This window comes from Rhizobium grahamii, assembly GCF_009498215.1.
Taxonomy (GTDB): Bacteria; Pseudomonadota; Alphaproteobacteria; order Rhizobiales; family Rhizobiaceae; genus Rhizobium; species Rhizobium grahamii_A.
Genome location: NZ_CP043498.1, coordinates 986542 through 1008512 on the forward strand (window position 1 = coordinate 986542; position 21971 = coordinate 1008512).

The window sequence follows — 21971 nt, forward strand, 5'->3', positions numbered from 1 at the left end:
ATATGACCTCTGAAACACTACTCGCAAGCCTGCATCTTTCCATCCCGGAACTGATCCTCGCGGTCGGTTCCCTGGTGCTGCTGATGATCGGCGTTTTTGTCGGCGAACGCTCCGCCCGCTTGGTGAGCGTTCTCGCCATCCTCGTCCTTGCGGCGGCGGCTCTCTGGCTCGTCTTCGTGCCGAGCGAAGGCCTCGCTTACGGCGGCGTCTTCCTCTCGGACGGCTTCGGCGGCTTCATGAAGGTGACGGCGCTGGTCGGTTCGATCGTGGCGCTGTTCATGTCGCTCGGTCTTGCCAAGGAAAACCAGCTCGACAAGTTCGAGTTCCCGGTTCTGATCGTGCTCTGCACGCTCGGCATCCTGCTGATGATCTCCGCCAACGACTTGATCTCGCTCTACCTTGGCCTCGAGCTGCAGTCGCTCGCGATCTACGTCATTGCCGCGATCAATCGCGACAGCGTCAAGTCGACGGAAGCCGGCCTGAAGTACTTCGTGCTCGGCGCGCTGTCCTCGGGCATGCTGCTCTACGGCATGTCGCTGGTCTACGGCTTCACCGGTCACACGCACTTCGCCGATATCGCCCAGGCCCTGATGGTCGATGGCGCTCGTTCGCTCGGCCTGATCTTCGGTCTGGTGTTCATCCTCGCCGGCATTGCCTTCAAGATCTCGGCCGTTCCGTTCCACATGTGGACGCCCGACGTTTACGAAGGCGCACCGACGCCGGTTACCGCATTCCTGGCAAGCGCTCCGAAGGTTGCCGCAATGGCGATGATGACCCGTATCGTCATCAGCGCCTTCCAGCCGGTCATGGCTGATTGGCAGCAGGTCGTCGTCTTCATCTCGATTGCCTCGATGCTGCTCGGCTCTTTCGCAGCTATCGGCCAGCGCAACATCAAGCGACTGATGGCCTATTCGTCCATCGGTCACATGGGCTACGCGCTCGTCGGTCTTGCGGCTGGCAACCAGACCGGGGTTTCCGGTGTCATGCTCTACATGGTCATCTACATGACCATGACGCTCGGCGGCTTCGCGATCATCATGTCGATGCGCCGCAAGGACGGAACCGTCGTCGAAAACGTCAGCGATCTGGCAGGCCTTTCGACCACCAATCCGTTCATGGCGACCATCTTCACGATCCTGATGTTCTCGCTCGCCGGCATCCCGCCGCTCGCAGGCTTCTTCGCCAAGTACTTCGTCTTCGTCGCTGCCATCGAAGCCAAGCTCTATGCGCTTGCCATCATCGGCATCCTGTCCTCGGTCGTTGGCGCCTTCTACTATCTGCGCGTCATCAAACTGATGTGGTTCGATGAAGCGACCGGCGAGTTTGCCCGCGTATCGGGTTCGATGCGCCTCGTCTTCGGTGTATCCGGCCTGCTGGTTCTCGCCTATGTCTTCATCGGCGGTCCGATCGGCGGCGCGGCCGAGCTTGCTGCGGCGACACTGTTCTGATGAGCCTAGACCCACGGCGCCGGATATCGCTTGACGATTTCAGGCACGAGGCTCTATCGGAAACATCGTCCACCAATAGCGAATGCCTTGCCCGGGCTCGGGCAGGGGACCGAGGTCTCCTCTGGGTGACAGCGGAAAAGCAGACCGGCGGCCGTGGCCGCCGGGGACGCCCCTGGGTTTCTGAACGGGGCAATCTTTACGCCTCTCTCCTTCTTATCGATCCGGCGCCGATGGAGCGCCTTGGCTCATTGCCGCTGGCAATTGCGGTTGCCGTGCATCAGGCGGTGCGTCAGGTTCTGCCGCACACCGCCGAACCGCTGGAAGTGAAGTGGCCCAACGATATCCTGATCGGACGCAAGAAGACGTGCGGCATTCTCGTTGAGGGCGAAGCGCTTCCCGATGGACGGCATGCGCTCGTGATCGGCATCGGTATCAACGTCGCCTTCATGCCTGAAAATCCGCTGTATCCGGTCACTTGCCTGCGCGAGCAGGGCAGCTCCGCTTCTCCCGAAGATGTCTTCGCCCATCTTTTTGCATCGATGGCCGAAGTGCTTGAAGCATGGGACCGCGGCCGCGGCGTGCGCGAGATCACCGATCGCTGGCGCAGGGTTGCCTGCGGCATCGGCGAAAAGATAACAGTGAACCTGCCGGATCGGTCGATTTCCGGGCACTTCGATGGAATTGATGATAATGGCCTGTTGAAGCTCGATACTGGGGCAGGCAGGATGATGACGATCGCCGCCGGCGATGTCTTCTTTGGTTAATTGGAAAAAAGAATAATATGGCGAAGCAGGACGAACTGGTATTTCTGCCGTTGGGCGGCGTAGGCGAGATCGGGATGAATCTCGCCCTCTATGGCTACGGCCCGCCGGATCATCGCCAGTGGATCATGGTCGACTGCGGCGTAACCTTCCCGGGCCCCGATCTGCCGGGTGTCGACCTCGTGCTACCGGACATTCGTTATCTCGCCAGCGAGCGCAAGAGCCTGAAGGCGATCTTCATCACGCACGCACATGAGGACCACTACGGCGCGCTCGCGGATCTGTGGCCCGGTCTCAATGTTCCGGTCTACGCCTCGGCCTTTACCGCCGGCCTGCTTGAGGCAAAGCGAAATTTCGAGAAGTCGGCCATCGGCGAGATCCCGGTGACGTTGTTCACGGCGGGCGATACCGTCAACGCCGGCCCCTTCAGCGTCGAAGGCGTCGCCGTCAACCATTCCATTCCGGAGCCGATGTCGCTGGTGATCCGTACGCCCGTGGGCAACGTGATCCATACGGGCGATTGGAAGATCGACCATGAACCGTCGCTTGGGCCACTGACCGACGAGACGCGCTTCCGCCAGTTGGGCGACGAAGGCGTGTTGGCGCTGATGTGCGATTCCACCAATGCCCTCCGCGATGGCGTGTCGCCGTCCGAAAAGGATGTTTCCGAAAGTCTGCGCAAGATCATCGAAAATGCCGAGGGCCGTGTGGCGGTCACGACATTTTCGTCGAATGTCGGCCGTATCCGCACCGTTGCTGAGGCCGCCGAGGCAGCGGGCCGCGAGGTGCTTCTGCTCGGAAGCTCGCTGAAGCGGGTGGTCGATGTGTCGCGTGATCTCGGCCTCCTGGAAGGCGTGAAGCCGTTCATCTCGGAAGACGAGTACGGCTATATCCCGCGCGACAAGGTCGTGGTCATCTTGACCGGAAGCCAGGGAGAGCCCCGTGCGGCGCTCGCCAAGCTGTCGCGCGACGAGATGCGCAACGTTGCGCTCGCCGCCGGCGATGTCGTTGTCTTCTCTTCCCGTGCTATCCCGGGCAATGAGAAGGCGATCGGAGACATCAAGAACGGCCTCATCGAGCAGGGCATCCACATCATCACGGATAGCGAGGCATTGGTTCACGTCTCCGGACATCCGCGGCGCAACGAACTGCAGAAGATGTACGAGCTGACACGGCCGAAGATCGTTGTGCCTGTTCACGGCGAGGCGGCGCACCTGACAGCACACAAGGAGCTGGCCGAGCAATCCGGCATCGGCATCGTGCCGCGCGTGCGCAACGGCGACGTCCTTCGCTTGGCGCCGGGACCTGTCGAGGTCATTGACGAGGCGCCCCATGGCCGCATCTACAAGGACGGAGCGCTGATCGGCGACTTCGACGAGATGGGGATCGGCGAGCGCAAGAAGCTCTCCTATGTCGGGCACGTAGCAGTTAACGTCATCATCGACGGCCGTTTCGATATAGTGGGCGAGCCCGATCTTGTCGCTATCGGTCTGCCTGTCTACGACGACGAAGGCGACGAGATGGAGGATGCGCTCTATGATGCCGCAGTCGGCGCGCTCGAGAGCATCCCGCGTGCGCGCCGCAAGGATCTGGATCTGCTTCAGGAGTCGGTCCGGCGCGCGGTGCGTGCCGCTGCCAACCAGATCTGGGGCAAGAAGCCTGTCGTCACCGTTTTCGTCAACAAGATCTGACCAGGATGCTGGGCCGCGTCAATCATATCGCGATCGCCGTACCGGATCTGGCCGCAGCCATTTCCGCGTATAGAGACACATTAGGCGCTGTCGTATCGGCCGCACAGGCTCTGCCCGAACATGGCGTCACCGTGGTTTTCGTCGAGCTGCCGAACACGAAGGTCGAACTCTTGGAGCCGCTGGGTGAGGGCTCACCAATCACCGCGTTCCTAGAGAAGAGCCCGGCTGGCGGGATGCATCACATCTGTTATGAGGTCGCGGACCTGCTTGCCGCACGGGATCAGCTCGTCGCCTCGGGCGCACGGGTGCTCGGCAACGGTGATCCGAAGATTGGCGCCCACGGCAAGCCGGTACTGTTCCTGCATCCGAAGGACTTCTTCGGAACGTTGATCGAGCTCGAGCAGGTTTAAGGCTGGCTGCGGCAGAGTGACCCAAGCCGGGTGAAACGAACGAGCCCTCTTGGATTTGGCTGCCGTGAAGGCTTATAAGCGCGCAACGATACCGTATGGCACGGTGCATGGGATAACGAATGCTGCAGACATTTCTCCAGGGCTTCGCCGTCTATTTCATCGTCTGGTGGATTACGCTTTTCGGCGTGCTGCCGATTGGTTTACGCACGCAGGCTGAAGACAACGATATCGTGCTCGGCACGGTGCCTAGCGCGCCCACCAAGTTTCGTCCGCTCTTCGTCTTCTCGCTGACCACGATCGTCTCGGCGGTAATCTACGCGGCCTGGTATATCTCGTCGAATTACTTCGGCTGGGGCTTTGATGCCCTGCCTCAGATCGGCCCGTCCTTCTCGAACGTTTAAGGGCGCTTGCTCAAAGCTTGAGCAGTTGCTTCCACAAGCTGTCATACCCACGTCATGGAAGTCAGGCATGTGCCTTCCGTAACGGAAATCCAGCCTTTCGTTACGTCAGGTTGATGTCGGGTGCTACGGAAAAGCCAAAAAAAAACAAGGCTAAAAGCCTTGTTTTAAGTATCGCGTGATCTGTAACCGTTGCCGGGGCTGCGACGAGCGCGCCTAAGATCTGATCCTCCCAAGACTTGACCGCGAATTTGACGGAGATTAACTCTCTGCCTGTTTTGTGGGCTAAAGCTAGCTCAAAGATTGGGCTTTGTCATCAGGTTTTTTTGCATTTTTGCTACAGTGTAGCATTTTTTTTCTGTTGATAAGGATTTCTTGCAAACCATTATAATCACGTACTTTTCTACAATGGTGCCATTTTGTTGGCCGAACTTGCTGGTACGGAAGGTGGCTTGCATCTGTCGCGGGTTTCTTTCCTCCCGCGAAGCGGCTATGAACGCTGCCAATATTAACGACCGCCTTCGATTCCGCATTCTGCGGCATCTCAACTGTTCCGGAAGTTCGCCATGCGTCTGTCCCGCTATTTCATGCCCATCCTCAAGGAAAACCCCAAGGAAGCGGAGATCGTTTCCCACCGGCTGATGCTGCGTGCCGGTATGATCCGGCAGCAGTCGCAGGGCATCTATTCGTGGCTGCCGCTCGGCAAACGCATCCTCGACAAGGTCAACAATATCATCCGCGAAGAGCAGAACCGCGCAGGCGCGATCGAACTGTCGATGCCGACGCTGCAGTCGGCCGAGCTCTGGCAGGAAAGCGGCCGTTACGATGCTTACGGCAAGGAAATGCTGCGCATCAAGGATCGCCAGGACCGTCCCATGCTGTACGGCCCGACCAACGAAGAAATGGTCACGGATATCTTCCGGTCCTACGTAAAGTCCTACAAGAGCCTGCCGCTCAATCTCTATCACATCCAGCTGAAGTTCCGTGACGAGATTCGTCCGCGCTTCGGCACCATGCGCTCGCGCGAATTCCTGATGAAGGATGCCTACTCCTTCGATCTGACCAAAGAAGACGCCGTTCACTCCTATAACAAGATGTTCGCGGCCTACCTTCGCACGTTCGACCGTCTCGGTCTGCGCGCCATTCCGATGCGCGCCGATACCGGCCCGATCGGCGGCAATCACAGCCACGAGTTCATCATTCTCGCTGACACCGGCGAGTCTGAAGTGTTCTCGCACCGCGATTTCGTGAACTTCGACATTCCGGCAGCCGATATCGATTTCGACGACGTCGCCGACATGCAGGCGATCTTCGACAAGTGGACATCGGTTTATGCCGCGACCTCGGAGATGCACGACGAAGCCGCATTCGACGCCATTCCCGAGAGCGATCGCCTTTCGGCGCGCGGCATCGAAGTCGGTCACATCTTCTACTTCGGCACCAAGTACTCCGAGCCGATGGGTGCGAAGGTGCAGGGACCTGACGGCAAGGAACACGTTGTTCACATGGGTTCTTACGGTATCGGTCCGACCCGCCTTGTTCCCGCCATCATCGAAGCATCGCATGACGAGAACGGAATCATCTGGCCGGCGTCCGTTGCGCCGTTCGATGTGGTCGTGATCAACATGAAGGCCGGTGATGCGGCGTGCGATGCTGCGTGCGAAAAGATCTACGCAGAACTCTCGAACGCCGGCAAGGACGTCCTTTACGACGATACCGACGACCGCGCCGGAACGAAGTTTGCGACCGCCGACCTGATCGGCGTCCCGCTCCAGATCATTGCCGGCCCGCGTGCGGTCGCGAGCGGCGAAGTCGAAGTCAAGGACCGCAAGACGGGCGCTCGCGAAACGATGACCATCGACGCGGCGATCAAGAAGCTCGCAGGCTAAGAAAGCGGAGGCGAAATGGCAGATGCAACGGTGAGCCAGCGGGGTTCCACATCCGGCCCGGCGCCGGCCAGCCGGCCATTTTCCGCCTTTGAAAGACTTGTGGCGTGGCGCTATCTGCGCGCCCGCCGCAAGGAGGCATTCATTTCCGTGATCGCCGGCTTTTCCTTCATCGGAATCATGCTCGGAGTCGCGACGCTGATCATCGTCATGGCTGTCATGAACGGCTTCCGCACGGAGCTGATTTCGCGCATTCTCGGCATCAACGGTCACATGATCGTGCAGCCGATCGACGGTCCCTTTACCGACTACGCTGCCTTGACGGATCGCCTTGGCGCGGTCCCAGGCATCAAGCTCGCGCTGCCGCTCGTCGAAGGCCAGACGCTGGCTTCCGGTCAGGGCGGCGCCGGCACGGGTGCCCTCGTGCGCGGTATCCGCGCCGAGGATCTCGACAAGGTCAAGACGATCTCCAGCAACATCAAGTCCGGCGACCTCGTCGGCTTTGCTGCCGGGCAGGGCGTGTTGATCGGCTCCCGCATGGCCGACCAGCTCGGACTGCAGGCGGGCGACAATATTACGCTGATCTCACCGGAGGGTGACATCACGCCGATGGGCGTCAATCCACGGGTCAAGTCCTACAAGGTGTCAGGCATATTCGAGATCGGCATGTCGGAATACGATGCCTCGATCATCTATATGCCGCTCGAGGAATCTCAGCTCTATTTCAATGCGGATGGTCTGGTTCAATCGATCGAGCTTTTCGCCGACAATCCTGACGATATCGACAACCTGCGTCCGAAGGTCGAGGCAGCCGCCGGCCGGCAGATTGCGATAACCGACTGGCGCCAGCGCAACCAGACATTCTTCTCCGCGCTGCAGGTCGAGCGCAACGTGATGTTCATGATCCTGACGTTGATCGTGCTTGTCGCGGCGCTCAACATCATCTCCGGCCTGATCATGCTGGTGAAGGACAAGGGCAGCGATATCGCGATCTTGCGCACCATGGGCGCAACGTCAGGCGCGATCATGCGCATCTTCTTCATGACGGGTGCCGCAATCGGCATCGTCGGAACACTCGCCGGCGTCCTGCTTGGCGTGATTGTCTGCATCAACATCGAGAAGATCCGCGAGTTCTTCTCCTGGGTCTCCGGCACGGTGCTGTTTGATCCGCAGCTCTACTTCCTCAGCCAGCTGCCGGCAAAGATGGAGCTCGGCGAGACGGTCTCCGTCGTCGTCATGGCGCTGACGCTCTCCTTCATCGCAACGATCTTCCCAGCATGGCGAGCATCCAAGCTCGATCCCGTGCAGGCCCTGCGCTACGAATAAGGAATGCTCATTTCATGAAGCGGAATACCGTTCTCAAGCTTTCCGGCGTCGAGCGCCAGTACGGTCAGGGCGAGACCCTGCTATCCATTCTCAAGGGCGCCGATTTCACGCTGAACAGCGGCGAAATCGTCGCGCTCGTTGCGCCATCGGGCACCGGCAAGTCGACGCTTCTGCATGTTGCAGGTCTTCTGGAGCATCCTGATGGCGGCGAAGTGTCGATCAACGGCGTACCCTGCGACGGCCTTTCCGATGACAAGCGCACTGCCATTCGCCGCGGCGAGATCGGCTTCGTCTACCAGTTTCATCACCTGCTGCCCGAGTTCTCGGCGATCGAAAACATCATGATGCCGCAGATGATCTCCGGCCTGCCGAGCAAGGAAGCCAGGGAACGTGCCGGCCAGTTGCTCGATTACATGCGCATTGGCCACCGAGGCGCGCATCGCCCCGGCGAGCTGTCCGGTGGCGAGCAGCAGCGCGTCGCGATCGCACGCGCCGTGGCGAATGCGCCGAGCCTGCTGTTGGCGGACGAGCCGACCGGCAACCTCGATCCTGAAACCGCAAGCTACGTCTTCGATGCGCTGGAGGCGCTGGTGCGCCAATCAGGCCTGGCGGCGTTGATCGCAACCCACAATCACGAACTCGCCGGGCGCATGGATCGCCGCGTCACGATCGCCGACGGAAAGATCGTCGATTTCTGATCAGGGGTGAATGAGGCCGCCGCGGTAATCGAGCTCGTAGGCCCGGCGCTCGCTCACGACAATCACTTCACGTCCGCTGAAATGGCGGCAGTCACCGGTGTTCTCATCGGCATAGAAGCCCAGCGGATGATCGAATTCCATGCCGCCGAGGAAGTAGCCGTACTCGGCATACATTTTCGACAGCGCGGCCTTGATGACGGTGCCCGCCCGCTCGCCGTCGATCAACGAGCGTTCGACGATGCGCCCGAAATAGTTCATCGCCCAGACCGGCGCATCATCCAGCCACACCACTTCCTGCCCGGCGAAATCCGTGCCGCCGAAATAGCTGTCGAGATAGCGCCAGCGGCCCCGCTGGTAGCCGATGTCGTGTGACCCTTGCCGGCAGGCTGGCGAAGGCATTCCGCCGCCGACATAACTCCCGGCCTTGGCTTCCACGATAAAGCTGTTCAATTCGGCAATGTTCATGGTGAGGTGCCTCCCTTCCGGAAGCTCTCAGCAAAGTGCGTATTTGTAAAGAACAAAAAGAGAACCGTGCCTATTGGCCACAGATGGATTGCCCGGTCTCGTCGTTCCAGTCTGTGATCGGTATGACGCGCGCCTCGGCCTTGGCGTCCTTGCCGTCCTTCTGCAGCTTGCCCGTGAGCGCATTGTAGTCGCACGAGCCTCCGGCGTCGGGATCGAGCGTGTCATAGTGATTGTAGGTATAGCCTGCGACAACAAACTGCTTGTTGCGATAGGCGAGCGTCAGCGTCTGGTCCCAGCGGTCGCGCCCGATCGCACTGTTCTGCGAGTGAATGGCGATCGAGGACTTGCCGACGGCCTTTATTGAGGGTTCCTGTCCAAAGAGGCCATCCGGAGCTGTACTGCCCCAGATCTTGTTGAGAGCACCTACGGACAGCCGCAGCAGCTCATGGTCGCTATCGCGAAGATAGATGTAGATGCCAATCTGATCGTCGGTGGCGCTCTCTTCGGGTGCAACAAGCAGCGCGAGATCCGGCTTGCCGTCGCCGTCCCAATCGCCGGTCGCTGCATCGACAATGCGCGAGGGATCGATCTGTCCGGCTTGAGCGGTAAACGCCGCCGAAAGCGCCAGTGCCGTCGTTAATGCAAATTTAAACATGCTTTTCTCCCGTTGCCGTGCCGCCAGCCAAGCCGAAAGGAATCCTGTTGACAATAGAACAATATAAGAACAAATTATAAACATAAGAGAACAGGAGAGCCAAATGACTGACATGATCCGTGATATCGCAGCATTCACCTCCATCGCAATGTTCGTTGCCAGCTTCTCGCTGATCTGCATGGCAATGTAAGAATTCAGGGGACCGCATGGCTGCCATGCGGTCCGAACGCAATCGCTTGTCTGGACATCGACCCCTCAATGCTGAGAATAGACCTGATTGATTCAGGTGATTGGAAGGCATGTCATGGCGGGTGCGGAGAAAGACGCGGAAAGCGGTTTCATCGGCGGTACGCCGGGCTTCGTTCACCTTCGGGTCCACTCGGCCTACTCGCTGCTTGAGGGCGCGCTGCCGCTCAAGAAAATCCTCTACAAGGCATCGGGCGACAGCCAGCCGGCGATCGCCATCACCGACACCAACAATCTCTTCGTCGCCCTCGAGTTTTCACAGAAGGCGATGGACGAGGGCTTGCAGCCGATCATCGGTTGCCAGGTCTCGATCGACATGGAAGACGGGCTGGAGACGGAAAGGCGCGGCGGCCAGCAGGCGCTCGTCAAGTTCCCGTCTCTCGTGCTCTTGGCAGCCACGGATGCGGGCTATGAGCGGCTCGTGGATCTCGTCAGCCGCGCTTACCTGGGCGGCGAGGGGAATGGTTCGATTCTCATTCGGTCTTCGTGGCTGGATGAGATCGGGACGGACGGTCTGATCGCCCTGACCGGCGCCTCGACCGGACCGATCGACATGGCGGTCAAGGACGGCCACACGGCGCAGGCCGAAGCGCGGCTGATGGTGCTGAAGCGCCATTTCAGTGATCGCCTCTATGTCGAGCTGCAGCGCCACGGCACCTATGACAAGCGCCACGAGCAGAAGATCATCGGGCTCGCATACGAGCATGACCTGCCGCTGGTTGCCACCAACGAAGCCTTTTTCCCGACGCGTGAGGACTATGACGCGCACGACGCCCTGATGGCTGTCGCTCATAACGCCATCGTCTCGGATGATACGCGCTTCCGCCTAACGCCTGATCACTATCTGAAAAGCCGCGCCGAAATGGCGAAGCTGTTTGCGGATCTGCCGGAGGCGCTGGAAAACACCATCGAGATCGCCCGCCGCTGCTCCTTCATCCTGAAGACGCGCAAGCCGATCCTGCCCCGGTTCACCGGCGCGACGGCCGATCCCGAGGAAGCTGAGCGCGAAGAGGCACTCGAACTGCGCCGGCAGGCGGAGGAGGGGCTGGACAGCCGCCTTGCCACGCTCGGCATGTCGGCGGGCTACGAGGAAAAGGACTACCGCGAACGCCTGGAATTCGAACTCAGCGTTATCGAGCGTATGAAGTTCCCAGGCTACTTCCTGATCGTTGCGGACTTCATCAAATGGGCAAAGCAGCATGACATCCCCGTCGGCCCGGGCCGTGGCTCCGGTGCAGGGTCGCTGGTCGCTTACGCTCTGACGATCACCGACGTCGATCCGCTGCGTTTCTCGCTGCTTTTCGAACGCTTCCTCAATCCGGAACGCGTCTCGATGCCCGACTTCGATATCGACTTCTGCCAGGATCGCCGCGAAGAGGTGATCCGCTACGTGCAGCGCAAGTATGGCCGCGAACAGGTCGCGCAGATCATCACTTTCGGTTCGCTACAGGCGCGCGCGGCCCTGCGCGACGTCGGCCGCGTGCTGGAGATGCCTTACGGGCAGGTTGACAAGATCTGCAAGCTGGTGCCAAACAATCCGGCCAACCCGACGCCCCTGTCGAAGGCGATCGAGGAAGAGCCGAAGCTGCAGGAGGAAGCCGACAAGGAGCCCGTCGTCGCTCGCCTGCTCGATATCGCCCAGAAGATCGAGGGTCTCTACCGCCACGCGTCGACCCACGCTGCCGGTATCGTCATCGGCGACCGCCCGCTGTCGAAACTCGTCCCGATGTACCGCGATCCGCGCTCCGACATGCCGGTCACCCAGTTCAACATGAAGTGGGTCGAGCAGGCCGGCCTCGTGAAGTTCGACTTCCTCGGCCTGAAGACGCTGACGACGTTGAAGGTCGCCGTCGATTTCGTCGCCAAGCGCGGCATCAAGGTCGACCTCGCCTCGATTCCGCTCGACGACAAGCTGACCTACGAGATGCTCTCGCGCGGTGAAACCGTCGGCGTGTTCCAGGTGGAAAGCGCGGGCATGCGCAAGGCGCTGATCGGCATGAAGCCGGACTGCATCGAGGACATCATCGCGCTCGTGGCCCTCTATCGTCCGGGCCCGATGGAAAACATCCCGACCTACAACGCCCGCAAGCACGGCGAGGAGGAAGTCGAGTCGATCCATCCGACGATCGATTACCTGCTGAAGGAAACGCAGGGCGTTATCGTCTACCAGGAACAGGTCATGCAGATCGCCCAGGTCCTGTCGGGCTATTCGCTTGGCGAAGCCGACCTTCTGCGCCGCGCCATGGGTAAAAAGATCAAGGCGGAGATGGACCAGCAGCGCGAGCGCTTCGTGGTCGGTGCCGTGAAGAACGGCGTCTCGAAGCCGCAGGCCGACAACATCTTCGAACTGTTGGCAAAGTTCGCCAACTACGGCTTCAACAAGTCGCACGCCGCAGCCTACGCGATCGTCTCCTATCAGACCGCCTACATGAAGGCGCACTATCCGGTCGAGTTCCTCGCAGCGTCGATGACGCTCGATATGTCGAACACCGAAAAGGTCAACGACTTCCGCCAGGACGCCAAGCGCCTCGAGATCGAGGTGATCCCGCCATCGGTGCAAACCTCGTTCCGCCACTTCGAAACCGGCGATAGCAGGATCTATTATGCACTCGCGGCGTTGAAGGGGGTCGGTGAATCGGCCGTCGATCACATCGTCGAGGTTCGCGGCGACACGCCATTTGCGAGCCTCGAGGATTTCTGCCTGCGCATCGATCCGAAGCAGGTAAACCGCCGCGTGTTGGAAAGCCTGATTTTCGCCGGCGCCTTCGATTGCTTCAAGATCGACCGCGCGCAACTGTCAGGCGGGCTCGACCGCATCATGGGCTACGCCCAGCGTGCGCAGGAAAACAAGCTGAGCGGCCAGTCGGATATCTTCGGCAGCGCCCTGTCGGCAGGTCCCGAAAAGATCTCGCTTCCACCGTTTTCGCCGTGGCTTGCCTCGGAAAAGCTGCTCAAGGAATTCCAGGTCCTCGGCTTCTACCTGACGGCGCATCCGCTGGATTCCTATAATTCAGTCCTGCAGAAGATGCGGGTGCAGACCTTCGCCGATTTCTCCGGTGCCGTGAAACAGGGGGCAAGCAATGGTCGCCTCGCAGGCACCGTCATCTCGAAGCAGGAACGCAAGACGCGGACAGGCAACAAGATGGGCATTATCGTCTTCTCGGATTCGTCAGGCCAGTTCGAAGCTGTCCTGTTCTCCGAAATGCTCAATCAATACAGGGACGTTCTGGAAGCTGGAAAATCGTTCGTGATCACGGCGACCGGGGAAGAACGGCCCGAGGGCATCGGTCTTCGCATCCAGACGATCCAGTCTCTGGAGGAGAAATCGCTCCAGATGCAGAAGGCCTTGCGTGTCTACGTCCGCGATTCCGGCCCGCTGCGCGCTGTCGCCGCCCACCTGAATGCGAGGGGGGACGGCCTTGTCTCCTTCATCGTCATCAAGGAGGAAGGAAAGCGCGAAGTGGAGGTAGAGCTGCCGCAGAAATATCGCATCACGCCTGAAATCGCCGCCGCCTTGCGTGCCGCGCCAGGTGTCATCGACGTAGAGCTGGTTTAAGCGTCAGCCGCGGGTGACGGTGATGAAATCGGTGCCTTCTCCGGTTTCGGTGCCGATTCCCGTGTCGGAGATGGTGACCGTTGAGCCGGTCACCAGCATTTCGCCGATCTTCCGGCGCGTGTCTTCCGGGATGCTTATCCGGCTCAGCGCGTCCTCGATTGGCGTGCCTGAGATGATCGAGCTTTCGAGCCTGCTGATCCCAAGCCGTTTCATGGTCTTGCTCGTCAGTGGGTTGGCAAGCGTGACCCCCAGCCAATCAGCCGAGCCGCTGTCGGTATCGACATTGTAGGCCGTGAAAAAGTGCGTTCCGAGCGCCAGCGCCGGATCGTCGATCGTGACGGTTGCCTGCATCACAGGCCGGAAGCCACGCCGCACGAGCAGGACCCCGTTTGCCGGCTTGCCCTTGCCCGCTGCTGCGGCGACTGCTTCAAAGAGTGCATCACTGACAAGTGACTTGTTGCTGGCGGGATCAAGCGGATGCTGGGCCTTGAAGTCGCCGATTGCCTGGACGGTCGCCGGGCCAAGCAATCCATCCGCCTTGCCGACCTCGAAACCAAGCGATGCGAGGTTGTCTTGGAGATCGATGATGTCGTCGCGTTGGCTGCGGCGGGTAATCAGTATCCGCACCGGTTCGTCGTTGACCGGATCGATGATGGATTGCGGCTGCAGCCGCGGCATCGAGATTTCGTTCATGGCGACCTGGATCGGCTGGTCGCCGATCGCGGGCCGAAGCACGACATCCGAAAGCAGCGGTGCCGGTTCCGGCATTTCCGGCCGGAAAAGAGTGGGGTGCGTGATCTGCTCCGGCCTGATTTCCGCATCGGTGATGACGACGGGAACACCCATGCCGGTCATCTTGTAAAGCTGCTTGGCGAATGCGCCCGGCATGCGCACGCACCCGTGCGATGCCGGATAGCGCGGCACCGAATTGGATTCGTGCAGGGCGATGCCCGACCAGGTCAGCCGTTGCATGTAGGGCATGGGCGCGGCCGAATAGAGGTTCGATTCGTGATACTTCTGCTTCTCGATGACGGAGAAGATACCGCTTGGCGTCGTGTGCCCCGGCTTTCCGGTCGAAACCTTGGAGGTCGCGATGACCTCTTCGCCGTCGTAGACGGTCAGCGATTGCTTGTCTTTCGAAACAAAAATCTGCAGCGCGCGCGCATCTGCGGCCAGCGCCGGGTGCACGAGTGCGGTGGCCGACAGCAAGCCGAGCCCGAAGACAAAACGCGAGAACATTGTACTCAACCACTACGCAATACTAGACGTCAGGAGCGTAGAGATCGAAGCTTAAGGAAAACTTGAAATAGACTGTCGGGACGCCGGCTCACCTAATGTTGATCGCGCTTGCCGCTGAAGGTGTAGCCTGTTTCGACGGTGCCTTTGCCGAATTTGTCCCGAAGCTTGTCCATCGCAGCTTCGGCTGCGGCCCGGCGGCCGGAGTTGATGTCGACGAGATCAGGCGGATCGGCGCGTGCCGGATCGCAGAGATCCGTGACGCCGATGCCTATCAGCCGGAATTTCGTGCCATCCGTCTCCCGCCTAAGAAGTTCGATGCCGGTGCGGAAAATCTTGTCGGCAAGCTGGGTCGGATCCTCGAGTTTTCGGTTGCGTGTGCGGGACTTAAAATCAGCAGTTTTCATTTTCAGGACGACGGTATTGCCGGCCACGCCGTCCTTCTTCAGTCGCCAGGATACCTTCTCGGACAGGCTTCGCAGGATCGGAACCAGCTCGTCGTATCGCGAAATGTCGTCGAAGAACGTGGTCTCCGATGAAACGCTCTTGGCTGCCTCGTTCAGGTGGACGTCGCGGTCGTCGATGCCTCGGGAGAGCCTTGCCAGCCGCTGTCCCATGCTGCCATAGCGCCGCATCAGGTCGCCTTCGTCCATCGTCTGCAGCTGTCCGATCGTACGGATTCCGTCCGCCTCCAAGGTCGCGGCGAAGGCCTTGCCGACCCCCCAGATCGTCGTGACAGGGCGTGGAGCGAGGAATTCGATCGCTTCTTCCCGCCCGATGACGGAGAAGCCACGGGGCTTCTGCAGGTCGGAAGCGACCTTCGCAAGGAACTTGCAATAGGACAGTCCGACCGAAACGCTGATCCCAAGTTCCCGCTCGACCCGCCGGGCAAACTTCGCAAGCGTGCGGGCCGGCGGATCCTGGTGGAGCCGCTCGGTGCCATCAAGCTCCAGAAACGCCTCATCGATCGAGAGGGGCTGCACGAGCGGTGTTAGTTCCTGCATCAGGGCGCGCACCTCGCGGCCGACCTTGACGTACTTCTCCATGTTGGGCGGAATGACTACGGCTTGCGGACACGCTTCCAAGGCCTTGAACATGGGCATGGCGGAACGAACGCCGTGGATACGCGCGATGTAGCATGCTGTTGACACCACGCCGCGCTTGCCGCCACCGATGATCACAGGCTTGTCGGCCAGTTCTGGGTTGTCCCTTTTCTCCACGGTCGCATAGAAGGCGTCGCAGTCGATATGGGCGAGGGTCAGTTGATAAAGTTCCTTGTGTCGCACCAGGCGCGGACTTCCGCAGGCTGCGCAACGGCGCGTTTCATCCTTCTGCTCGGCAAGGCAGTCGCGACAGAAGCCGGGAGTCTTGGCAGGAGCAGGTGACATGGGAACGAGAACAAAGGTTGAACGCTGCGACATTACCCGCTACGCTCGGGGTTCTCAAGAGACCGATCAACCTGTTCACGCATATATGCGGCGATCGCACGATTGGGGTTTCAGCCGCCCGCGAAGTGTTTCTTCAGCAGAAGGCCGGCCTGATCCCATCCCGAAGCCGAGACGATCGCCCCCACCGGCGGAGGTGCAAACTGACGGAAATCAGCGTTCGCCATCATGCTTATCAGGAAGCACTCTGGGACATTCTCCGCGACCGAAAGCAGGTTTCTCTGGATGTCATCGATGAAGGCGACGGGCAGGGCACGGCGCGCATGCAACTTCGCGACGATCGGACCCTTGGCCTCTTCCGAGGCAATCATTGCGAAATCAAGGCCGACTTCATCGAGCAGAGCGCGCCGGATAGCCTGATGGCGCGGCGGCATCGCCGTCAGGAACACGATATCGGCGTCCTCGGCGAGCGCGTGCAGCGTTTCGATCGCCCGTTCCGCCGGCTTCTGCCAAAGGTTCTGGCTGGCGAAAAACTCATCCTGGAAACTCGAAAACGAATCGCGGTCCATCTCGCTGCCGTCGAGCAGGGAAACGATGTTGCCGTGGAGACGGAATGATCTCGGCAGCAGATCGTAGTTATGAGAGCGAAGGAAATCCGTGAACGGCGAAAGGAACTCGAGAACCACCTCGTCGATGTCGCAAACCACCAGGGGGCGATCGCGAAGCCGCACATGCGAGAAATCCGTAACGACTTGCAACGTCAATACTCCCCGGAGCCCAGGCCGGGTGGCGAAAAATGCAACCAAGCGGCGTTGAGAACGTCGGGCGGCGTGCCGGTAGCCTCGCAAAAGGCCATCGCGGTTGGCTCGTGGTTCATCAGGAAATCCATCATTCCGGAGAGGAAGCCTGGATCGTTGATGGCGTGCCTCACCTGGGAGGGCTCGACGCCTGTCAGGGCTAGAAAACGGCCGAAAAGATCTTGCTCGTTCGCGAGCCAGGCCAGAACTGCGATGGCAGTTTGCTGCGGATCGACGGCATGTTGCTTGGAAGGTTTGAAGTTGCTCTGCATTTCTTGCGGTAAGTTACCTATTTTTCAACCAAATACCGATAGGGTGCAGCCATCGGTTTCGTGGAGCCGCGCCTTCGCATGTCTTCGCATGCGCTGAACGATCTCCAGAACGGACGTTAGGACGACGTGCCATGCCTAAACAGGTGATGATTGTAGAGGATAACGAGCTCAACATGAAGCTCTTTCGCGACCTCATCGAGGCGTCCGGCTACACGACGATTCAGACACGCAATGGCATGGAAGCCCTTGATCTCGCCCGCAAGTATCGTCCGGATCTCATCCTGATGGACATCCAGTTGCCAGAGGTTTCCGGGCTTGAGGTCACCAAGTGGCTCAAGGAAGATGACGAATTGCACGTCATTCCCGTGATCGCTGTCACCGCCTTCGCGATGAAGGGCGATGAGGAGCGAATCCGGCAGGGCGGCTGCGAAGCATATGTGTCGAAGCCGATCTCGGTGCCGAAGTTCATCGAGACCATCAAGACCTATCTGGGTGATGCATAAGGATCGGAAGAGCTGATGACTGCACGCATCCTGGTCGTTGACGACATTCCGGCGAATGTGAAGCTTCTCGAAGCGCGCCTCATCGCCGAATATTTCGATGTGATGACGGCCGGCGATGGTTATCAGGCGCTGGCGATCTGCGAGAAGAATCAGGTCGACCTGATCCTGCTCGACATCATGATGCCGGGAATGGATGGGTTCGAGGTTTGCGAACGGCTCAAATCCAATCCGAAGACGGCGCACATTCCTGTGGTCATGGTAACGGCACTCGACCAGCCCGCCGATCGCGTGCGTGGGTTGCGAGCCGGCGCCGACGATTTCCTGACGAAGCCCGTCAACGATTTGCAGCTGATCGCCCGAGTGAAGAGCCTCCTGCGCCTCAAGACGCTCAGCGACGAACTGCGTGTTCGCGCTCGCACGGCGCAGACCATGGGGATCGACGAGTTGCTGCGTGCGGAAACGCGCGGTGAGGAGGGCGGTCAGATCCTTCTGGTCGATGGTCGCGCCAATTCCCAGGAGCGCATCGTCAAGGCCCTGAAGCCTGTTGCCCATGTGTTTGCCTTGTCGGATGCCCAGGCGGCGATCTTCGAAGCGTCGGAGAACCCGTTCGATCTCGTCATCGTCAATTCCAACATCGACGATTACGATCCGCTTCGCCTGTGCTCTCAGTTGCGCTCGCTCGAACGCACGCGGTTTCTGCCGTTGCTGATCATCACGGAGCAGGGCGACGACGAGATGGTCGTGCGTGCCCTGGAGCTCGGGGTCAACGACTATATTGTTCGCCCGGTCGATCCGAACGAACTGGTTGCGCGTAGCCTGACCCAGATGCGCCGCAAGCATTACAACGACCGGCTGCGCGCCAGCGTCCAACAGACGATCGAACTCGCCATCACGGATCCGCTGACGGGCCTGAACAATCGCCGCTATCTCGACAACCACATCAGCACGCTCTTCAATCGCTCGATGGCGAGGGGACGGCCGCTGTCGGTGCTGATGGCCGACATCGATCGGTTCAAGCAGATCAACGATACCTACGGCCACGACGCAGGCGACGATGTGCTTCGCGAATTCGCCAACCGTATCCGCTCGACCGTTCGCGGCGCCGATCTCGCCTGCCGTTACGGTGGCGAGGAGTTCGTCGTTGTGATGCCCGATACCTCGCCGGAGGTTGCTTCCGCGGTAGCCGAAAGATTACGTGGCGTCATCGAGTCAGCTCCATTCACTCTGAAATCGAGCGGGACTGAACTGAGCGTGACCGCTTCGTTCGGGATCTCGACGCGCACCTCCGCCATTCTCACGCCCGGCCATCTGATGAAGCAGGCCGATCTGGCTCTCTACGAGGCCAAGAACTCTGGTCGAAATCGCGTCGTAGCGGCGGCCTGATCGCGTCGTCGCTGAAGGCGCTCTGACCGCGATCCACAGAAATATCGAGCTTGGGACGCGCAGGCACAATGCTGGCGTTTAAAATACAACCAAGTACTGGCCCTTGCTACGGTGTCCGTTTTAATCTTGGTGCGTGCCTGGACGGGCCGTTATCGAAAATAAATATGAGGATGTTTCAGATTTTGCGCGACGCTTAGGTTGATAAAGATTATTCCGGTCATGCAAAGGATAGTAGTACCTTCAGGTAATACTATGCATGTTCTTTCCGCATTTCGCCTTAGTCTATCCGGAAAGACGCACGCAAAAGTTATGCAGTCTGTCCCAAAATCGGACTTTTAACCATAAAATCAACCTGAGAGATCTAGCCATTAAGAATTTGTTGATTTTCTTTCATTTTCGCGCAAATTATCGGCTCATAAGAGAAAAGCTCCTTTGAGAGCCAGCAGATACCCCATGATGCTCAGGTCCGCCGCATCTCCTGGGTCGTGGGGTCGGTCGGCTGGTATGCAACATCAGCGGTTCCTCGTGCCGCGTTGCCTGCCGGTCGACCCCCTTTCATGAAAGCGCCGTCCTCCCCGTACTTGGGAAGGGCGGCGTTTTTGTTTTCGTTCTGTGCGGGCGCCCGCTGCCTCGGCAAACAAAAAGGCGCGCAGCCAATGGCGCGCGCCTTTTTTGAAGAGAAATCAGATCAAGTGATTACTTGATCTTGGTTTCCTTGAACTCGACGTGCTTCTTAGCAACCGGGTCGTACTTCGTCTTCGTCATCTTGTCCGTCATCGTACGGCTGTTCTTCGTCGTGACGTAGAAGAAACCGGTGTCGGCCGTCGACAGCAGCTTGATCTTGATTGTGGTAGCCTTGGCCATGGTCGTCCTGCCTTTAATAAAATGAAAGCCGTGGCAGGCCGGATGGGCTCCACGGCAAATTCTGGCGCGAAACTACGAATCCAGCCCGAAAAGTCAACCCCGCTTTCCTATGAAAAGCAGCCTTATGGCGGAAAGCAGGGCATAAAGGCCGAAGAATCCGGCGATCGCCCAGGCAAAGCCATTGTTGCCGGCAACGTCGATGGCTGCGCCGATGACCTGAGGGCCGGCAACGGTGCCGACCGCGTAGCAGAATACGAAGGCGGCATTGGCTGCTGCGAGGTCAGAACCCGTCAGGCGCGAGCCCAGATGGCTTAGGCCGACGGTGTAGAGGCCTGCCACGCAACCACCCCAGAAGAGCAGCACGGTGGCCATCAGGACCCAGCTGTGGACGAGAAACGGCAACATGAGCGAGCCGATCAGGCCCATGAAAGCCATGGCGGCAAGCAACGGTCGCTTGTCCTTCATGCGGTCGGAGAGCAGGCCGACGGGTATCTGGAAGATGACATTGCCGATTCCCATGACCGTCAGCAGCAGGGCTGCTTGCGATTCGGTAAAGGAGGCGCGCACGGCGTAGATCGGAAACAGAGCGAGACCGCCTGCCTCGACGGCGCCGAAGATGAAAACGGCAGCTGTCGCGGTCGGGACGAGGAAGACGTAGCGCATGAAATGCAGCTCCGGCTTCTCTTCCAGAACGGGGCTCTCGTAACGCGCGATGAATATCGGGATCGCTGCCAGAAGCACGGCGGCAGCCCCGATCGCGAAGGGGAGAACGCCATCGCTGCCAAGCAGCGAAAACAGCAGCGGCCCGGCCGCGAATCCAAGCGAGAGCACCGTGGCATAGATGCCGAGCACGAATCCGCGTTTCGAAGGCGGCGAGGCGGCGTTGATCCAGAATTCGGAGAGGATGAAGAGTGTGGTCGTTGCGCCATGGAACGCGAAGCGCAGCGGGAACCACATCCAGAAATCGCGCGCATAGTAGAAGCCGAGCGCGCTGAGCGCGGAAATCAACACAGCCCAGATCATCGTCGGCGCTACGCCGTATTTGTGGGCGAGCTTGGTGGTGATCGGAGCCGCAGCCATGGCGGCGACGCCCGCCATCGCCGTGTTGAGGCCGATCAGCGTCGATGGAATGCCGCGCTTTTCAAGAATGATGCTCAGCAGCGGCAGCCCGAGACCAATCGCAATCCCGACAGCCGAGATCGACGAAACGGCTGCCACCAATGAAGGCCAATGGATTTCCTCGACATCGCCCGGTGTGCCGTTTCGCGGCTGAGACATACACTCATCCTTAAATACTGACTGCAGAAAACCGCATGCCGTTGACAGGCACAACTGCGCCAAACTGAAATGACGGCTGAGCTTTACAAGATGAAAGGCGCTGGCGGCAATAACCTGTTTGGTAAGTACGACATTCCATCAAGCAGGACTTACCTTCGTGCGCCATAAGCCTTCCCGTTCTCGCGCGAGAACGATTGGTGGCTGCTACACGCGAAATGTGTCGTGACGGTGAATGTCAGGATGCCGGCTTATCTTTGGCGGCCGGGAATCTCGTAGGAGTCATGGTCATCACTGTGTCCGCCGAAGCCATGCATCTTCAGAGCCCACTGCAGGCCGATGACGCCGCCCTTGATCGGCTGGATGATCAGAAGCGTCGCCAACAGCGTGAGCGGCGTCCAGATCGCAAACGTCAGCCAGAGTGGCATCGGCCAGACCAGATCCGTCGCCATGTAGCCGCCGATGATGAGGTGGCCGATGATGACGATCGTCAGGTAAGGCGGCAGGTCGTCGGCGCGATGGTGATGCATTGCCTCCCCACAGACGGCGCAGTTGTCCACTGGCTTCAGGAAGCTCTTGAACAGTTTGCCGGTGCCGCAGTTGGGGCAGGTGTTCAGCATGCCGCGCTTGATAGAACGGCCGAGCGGACGTTCCACCTCCTCGCTTGCTCCGTAACGGATTGGCTGGTCGGTCGAGGTGGTCGTCATCGCACGTTT

General features: G+C 59.6%; 20 protein-coding genes. 11 read left to right on the forward strand and 9 right to left on the reverse strand.

Features of this window, described 5'->3' with window-relative positions; genetic code table 11:
- Positions 1-2 precede the first annotated feature (2 nt).
- From nuoN to FZ934_RS04985, 8 genes are all read left to right on the forward strand, one after another.
- Complete coding sequence (nuoN, locus tag FZ934_RS04950) at positions 3-1448, forward strand: NADH-quinone oxidoreductase subunit NuoN (protein WP_153270153.1); 1446 nt, start codon at positions 3-5, stop codon at positions 1446-1448.
- A complete protein-coding gene (locus FZ934_RS04955; protein ID WP_153270154.1) occupies positions 1448-2212 on the forward strand; it encodes a biotin--[acetyl-CoA-carboxylase] ligase in 765 nt (254 codons plus the stop codon). Before nuoN ends, FZ934_RS04955 begins: the two co-directional genes overlap by 1 nt.
- A gap of 17 nt (positions 2213-2229) precedes the next feature.
- The gene (locus FZ934_RS04960) at positions 2230-3900 is read left to right on the forward strand and encodes a ribonuclease J (protein WP_153270155.1); all 1671 of its coding nucleotides are present in this window, start codon (positions 2230-2232) and stop codon (positions 3898-3900) included.
- Between the two features lie 5 nt (positions 3901-3905).
- A complete protein-coding gene (gene mce / locus FZ934_RS04965; RefSeq protein ID WP_153270156.1) occupies positions 3906-4310 on the forward strand; it encodes a methylmalonyl-CoA epimerase in 405 nt (134 codons plus the stop codon).
- Positions 4311-4429: 119 nt separating this feature from the next.
- Positions 4430-4711, forward strand: coding sequence for a DUF1467 family protein (locus tag FZ934_RS04970; protein WP_113361721.1), 282 nt, complete (start codon positions 4430-4432; stop codon positions 4709-4711).
- A 563-nt stretch (positions 4712-5274) separates the two neighbouring features.
- A complete protein-coding gene (proS, locus tag FZ934_RS04975) occupies positions 5275-6597 on the forward strand; it encodes a proline--tRNA ligase (protein ID WP_153270157.1) in 1323 nt (440 codons plus the stop codon).
- A gap of 15 nt (positions 6598-6612) precedes the next feature.
- On the forward strand, positions 6613-7920 hold the full coding sequence (locus tag FZ934_RS04980) for a lipoprotein-releasing ABC transporter permease subunit (RefSeq protein ID WP_153270158.1): 1308 nt from the start codon (positions 6613-6615) through the stop codon (positions 7918-7920).
- Positions 7921-7934: 14 nt separating this feature from the next.
- Entirely contained in the window at positions 7935-8618 is a 684-nt protein-coding gene (locus FZ934_RS04985) for an ABC transporter ATP-binding protein (RefSeq protein ID WP_113361718.1), read from the forward strand.
- On the opposite strand, the gene FZ934_RS04990 is transcribed toward FZ934_RS04985, so the two are convergent.
- Both FZ934_RS04990 and FZ934_RS04995 read right to left on the reverse strand, forming a co-directional pair.
- A complete protein-coding gene (locus FZ934_RS04990) occupies positions 8619-9083 on the reverse strand; it encodes a DUF5680 domain-containing protein (RefSeq protein WP_153270159.1) in 465 nt (154 codons plus the stop codon).
- A 70-nt stretch (positions 9084-9153) separates the two neighbouring features.
- The gene (locus FZ934_RS04995; protein ID WP_153270160.1) at positions 9154-9738 is read right to left on the reverse strand and encodes a hypothetical protein; all 585 of its coding nucleotides are present in this window, start codon (positions 9736-9738) and stop codon (positions 9154-9156) included.
- 304 nt (positions 9739-10042) lie between these two features.
- Between FZ934_RS04995 and dnaE the strand changes: the two genes are divergently transcribed.
- Complete coding sequence (dnaE, locus tag FZ934_RS05000) at positions 10043-13540, forward strand: DNA polymerase III subunit alpha (RefSeq protein WP_153270161.1); 3498 nt, start codon at positions 10043-10045, stop codon at positions 13538-13540.
- A gap of 3 nt (positions 13541-13543) precedes the next feature.
- Here dnaE and FZ934_RS05005 read toward each other — a convergent pair whose 3' ends face one another.
- The 4 genes from FZ934_RS05005 to FZ934_RS05020 all read right to left on the reverse strand — a co-directional run bounded on the left by FZ934_RS05005 (position 13544) and on the right by FZ934_RS05020 (position 17230).
- Positions 13544-14779, reverse strand: a complete 1236-nt coding sequence (locus FZ934_RS05005) for a L,D-transpeptidase family protein (RefSeq protein WP_153270162.1) — start codon at positions 14777-14779, stop codon at positions 13544-13546.
- Positions 14780-14871: 92 nt separating this feature from the next.
- Positions 14872-16164, reverse strand: a complete 1293-nt coding sequence (locus tag FZ934_RS05010) for a DNA polymerase IV (RefSeq protein ID WP_153272367.1) — start codon at positions 16162-16164, stop codon at positions 14872-14874.
- Between the two features lie 110 nt (positions 16165-16274).
- A complete protein-coding gene (locus FZ934_RS05015; RefSeq protein WP_153270163.1) occupies positions 16275-16919 on the reverse strand; it encodes a hypothetical protein in 645 nt (214 codons plus the stop codon).
- Positions 16920-16921: 2 nt separating this feature from the next.
- Positions 16922-17230, reverse strand: a complete 309-nt coding sequence (locus FZ934_RS05020; RefSeq protein ID WP_153270164.1) for a DUF3572 domain-containing protein — start codon at positions 17228-17230, stop codon at positions 16922-16924.
- A gap of 131 nt (positions 17231-17361) precedes the next feature.
- Here FZ934_RS05020 and FZ934_RS05025 point away from each other — a divergent pair, with 131 nt between their 5' ends.
- Both FZ934_RS05025 and FZ934_RS05030 read left to right on the forward strand, forming a co-directional pair.
- Positions 17362-17733 carry a response regulator gene (locus FZ934_RS05025; RefSeq protein ID WP_010065708.1) on the forward strand — a complete coding sequence of 124 codons (372 nt, stop codon included), beginning with the start codon at positions 17362-17364 and terminating at the stop codon, positions 17731-17733.
- A gap of 15 nt (positions 17734-17748) precedes the next feature.
- Positions 17749-19116 carry a PleD family two-component system response regulator gene (locus tag FZ934_RS05030; RefSeq protein WP_153270165.1) on the forward strand — a complete coding sequence of 456 codons (1368 nt, stop codon included), beginning with the start codon at positions 17749-17751 and terminating at the stop codon, positions 19114-19116.
- Positions 19117-19812: 696 nt separating this feature from the next.
- On the opposite strand, the gene rpmG is transcribed toward FZ934_RS05030, so the two are convergent.
- From rpmG to FZ934_RS05045, 3 genes are all read right to left on the reverse strand, one after another.
- Positions 19813-19980, reverse strand: a complete 168-nt coding sequence (rpmG, locus tag FZ934_RS05035) for a 50S ribosomal protein L33 (RefSeq protein ID WP_003547442.1) — start codon at positions 19978-19980, stop codon at positions 19813-19815.
- Between the two features lie 93 nt (positions 19981-20073).
- Positions 20074-21258, reverse strand: a complete 1185-nt coding sequence (locus FZ934_RS05040; protein ID WP_153270166.1) for an MFS transporter — start codon at positions 21256-21258, stop codon at positions 20074-20076.
- Between the two features lie 248 nt (positions 21259-21506).
- Positions 21507-21962 (reverse strand): DUF983 domain-containing protein, encoded by a 456-nt coding sequence (locus FZ934_RS05045; protein WP_153270167.1) that lies wholly within the window; start codon positions 21960-21962, stop codon positions 21507-21509.
- Between the last annotated feature and the right edge of the window lie 9 nt (positions 21963-21971).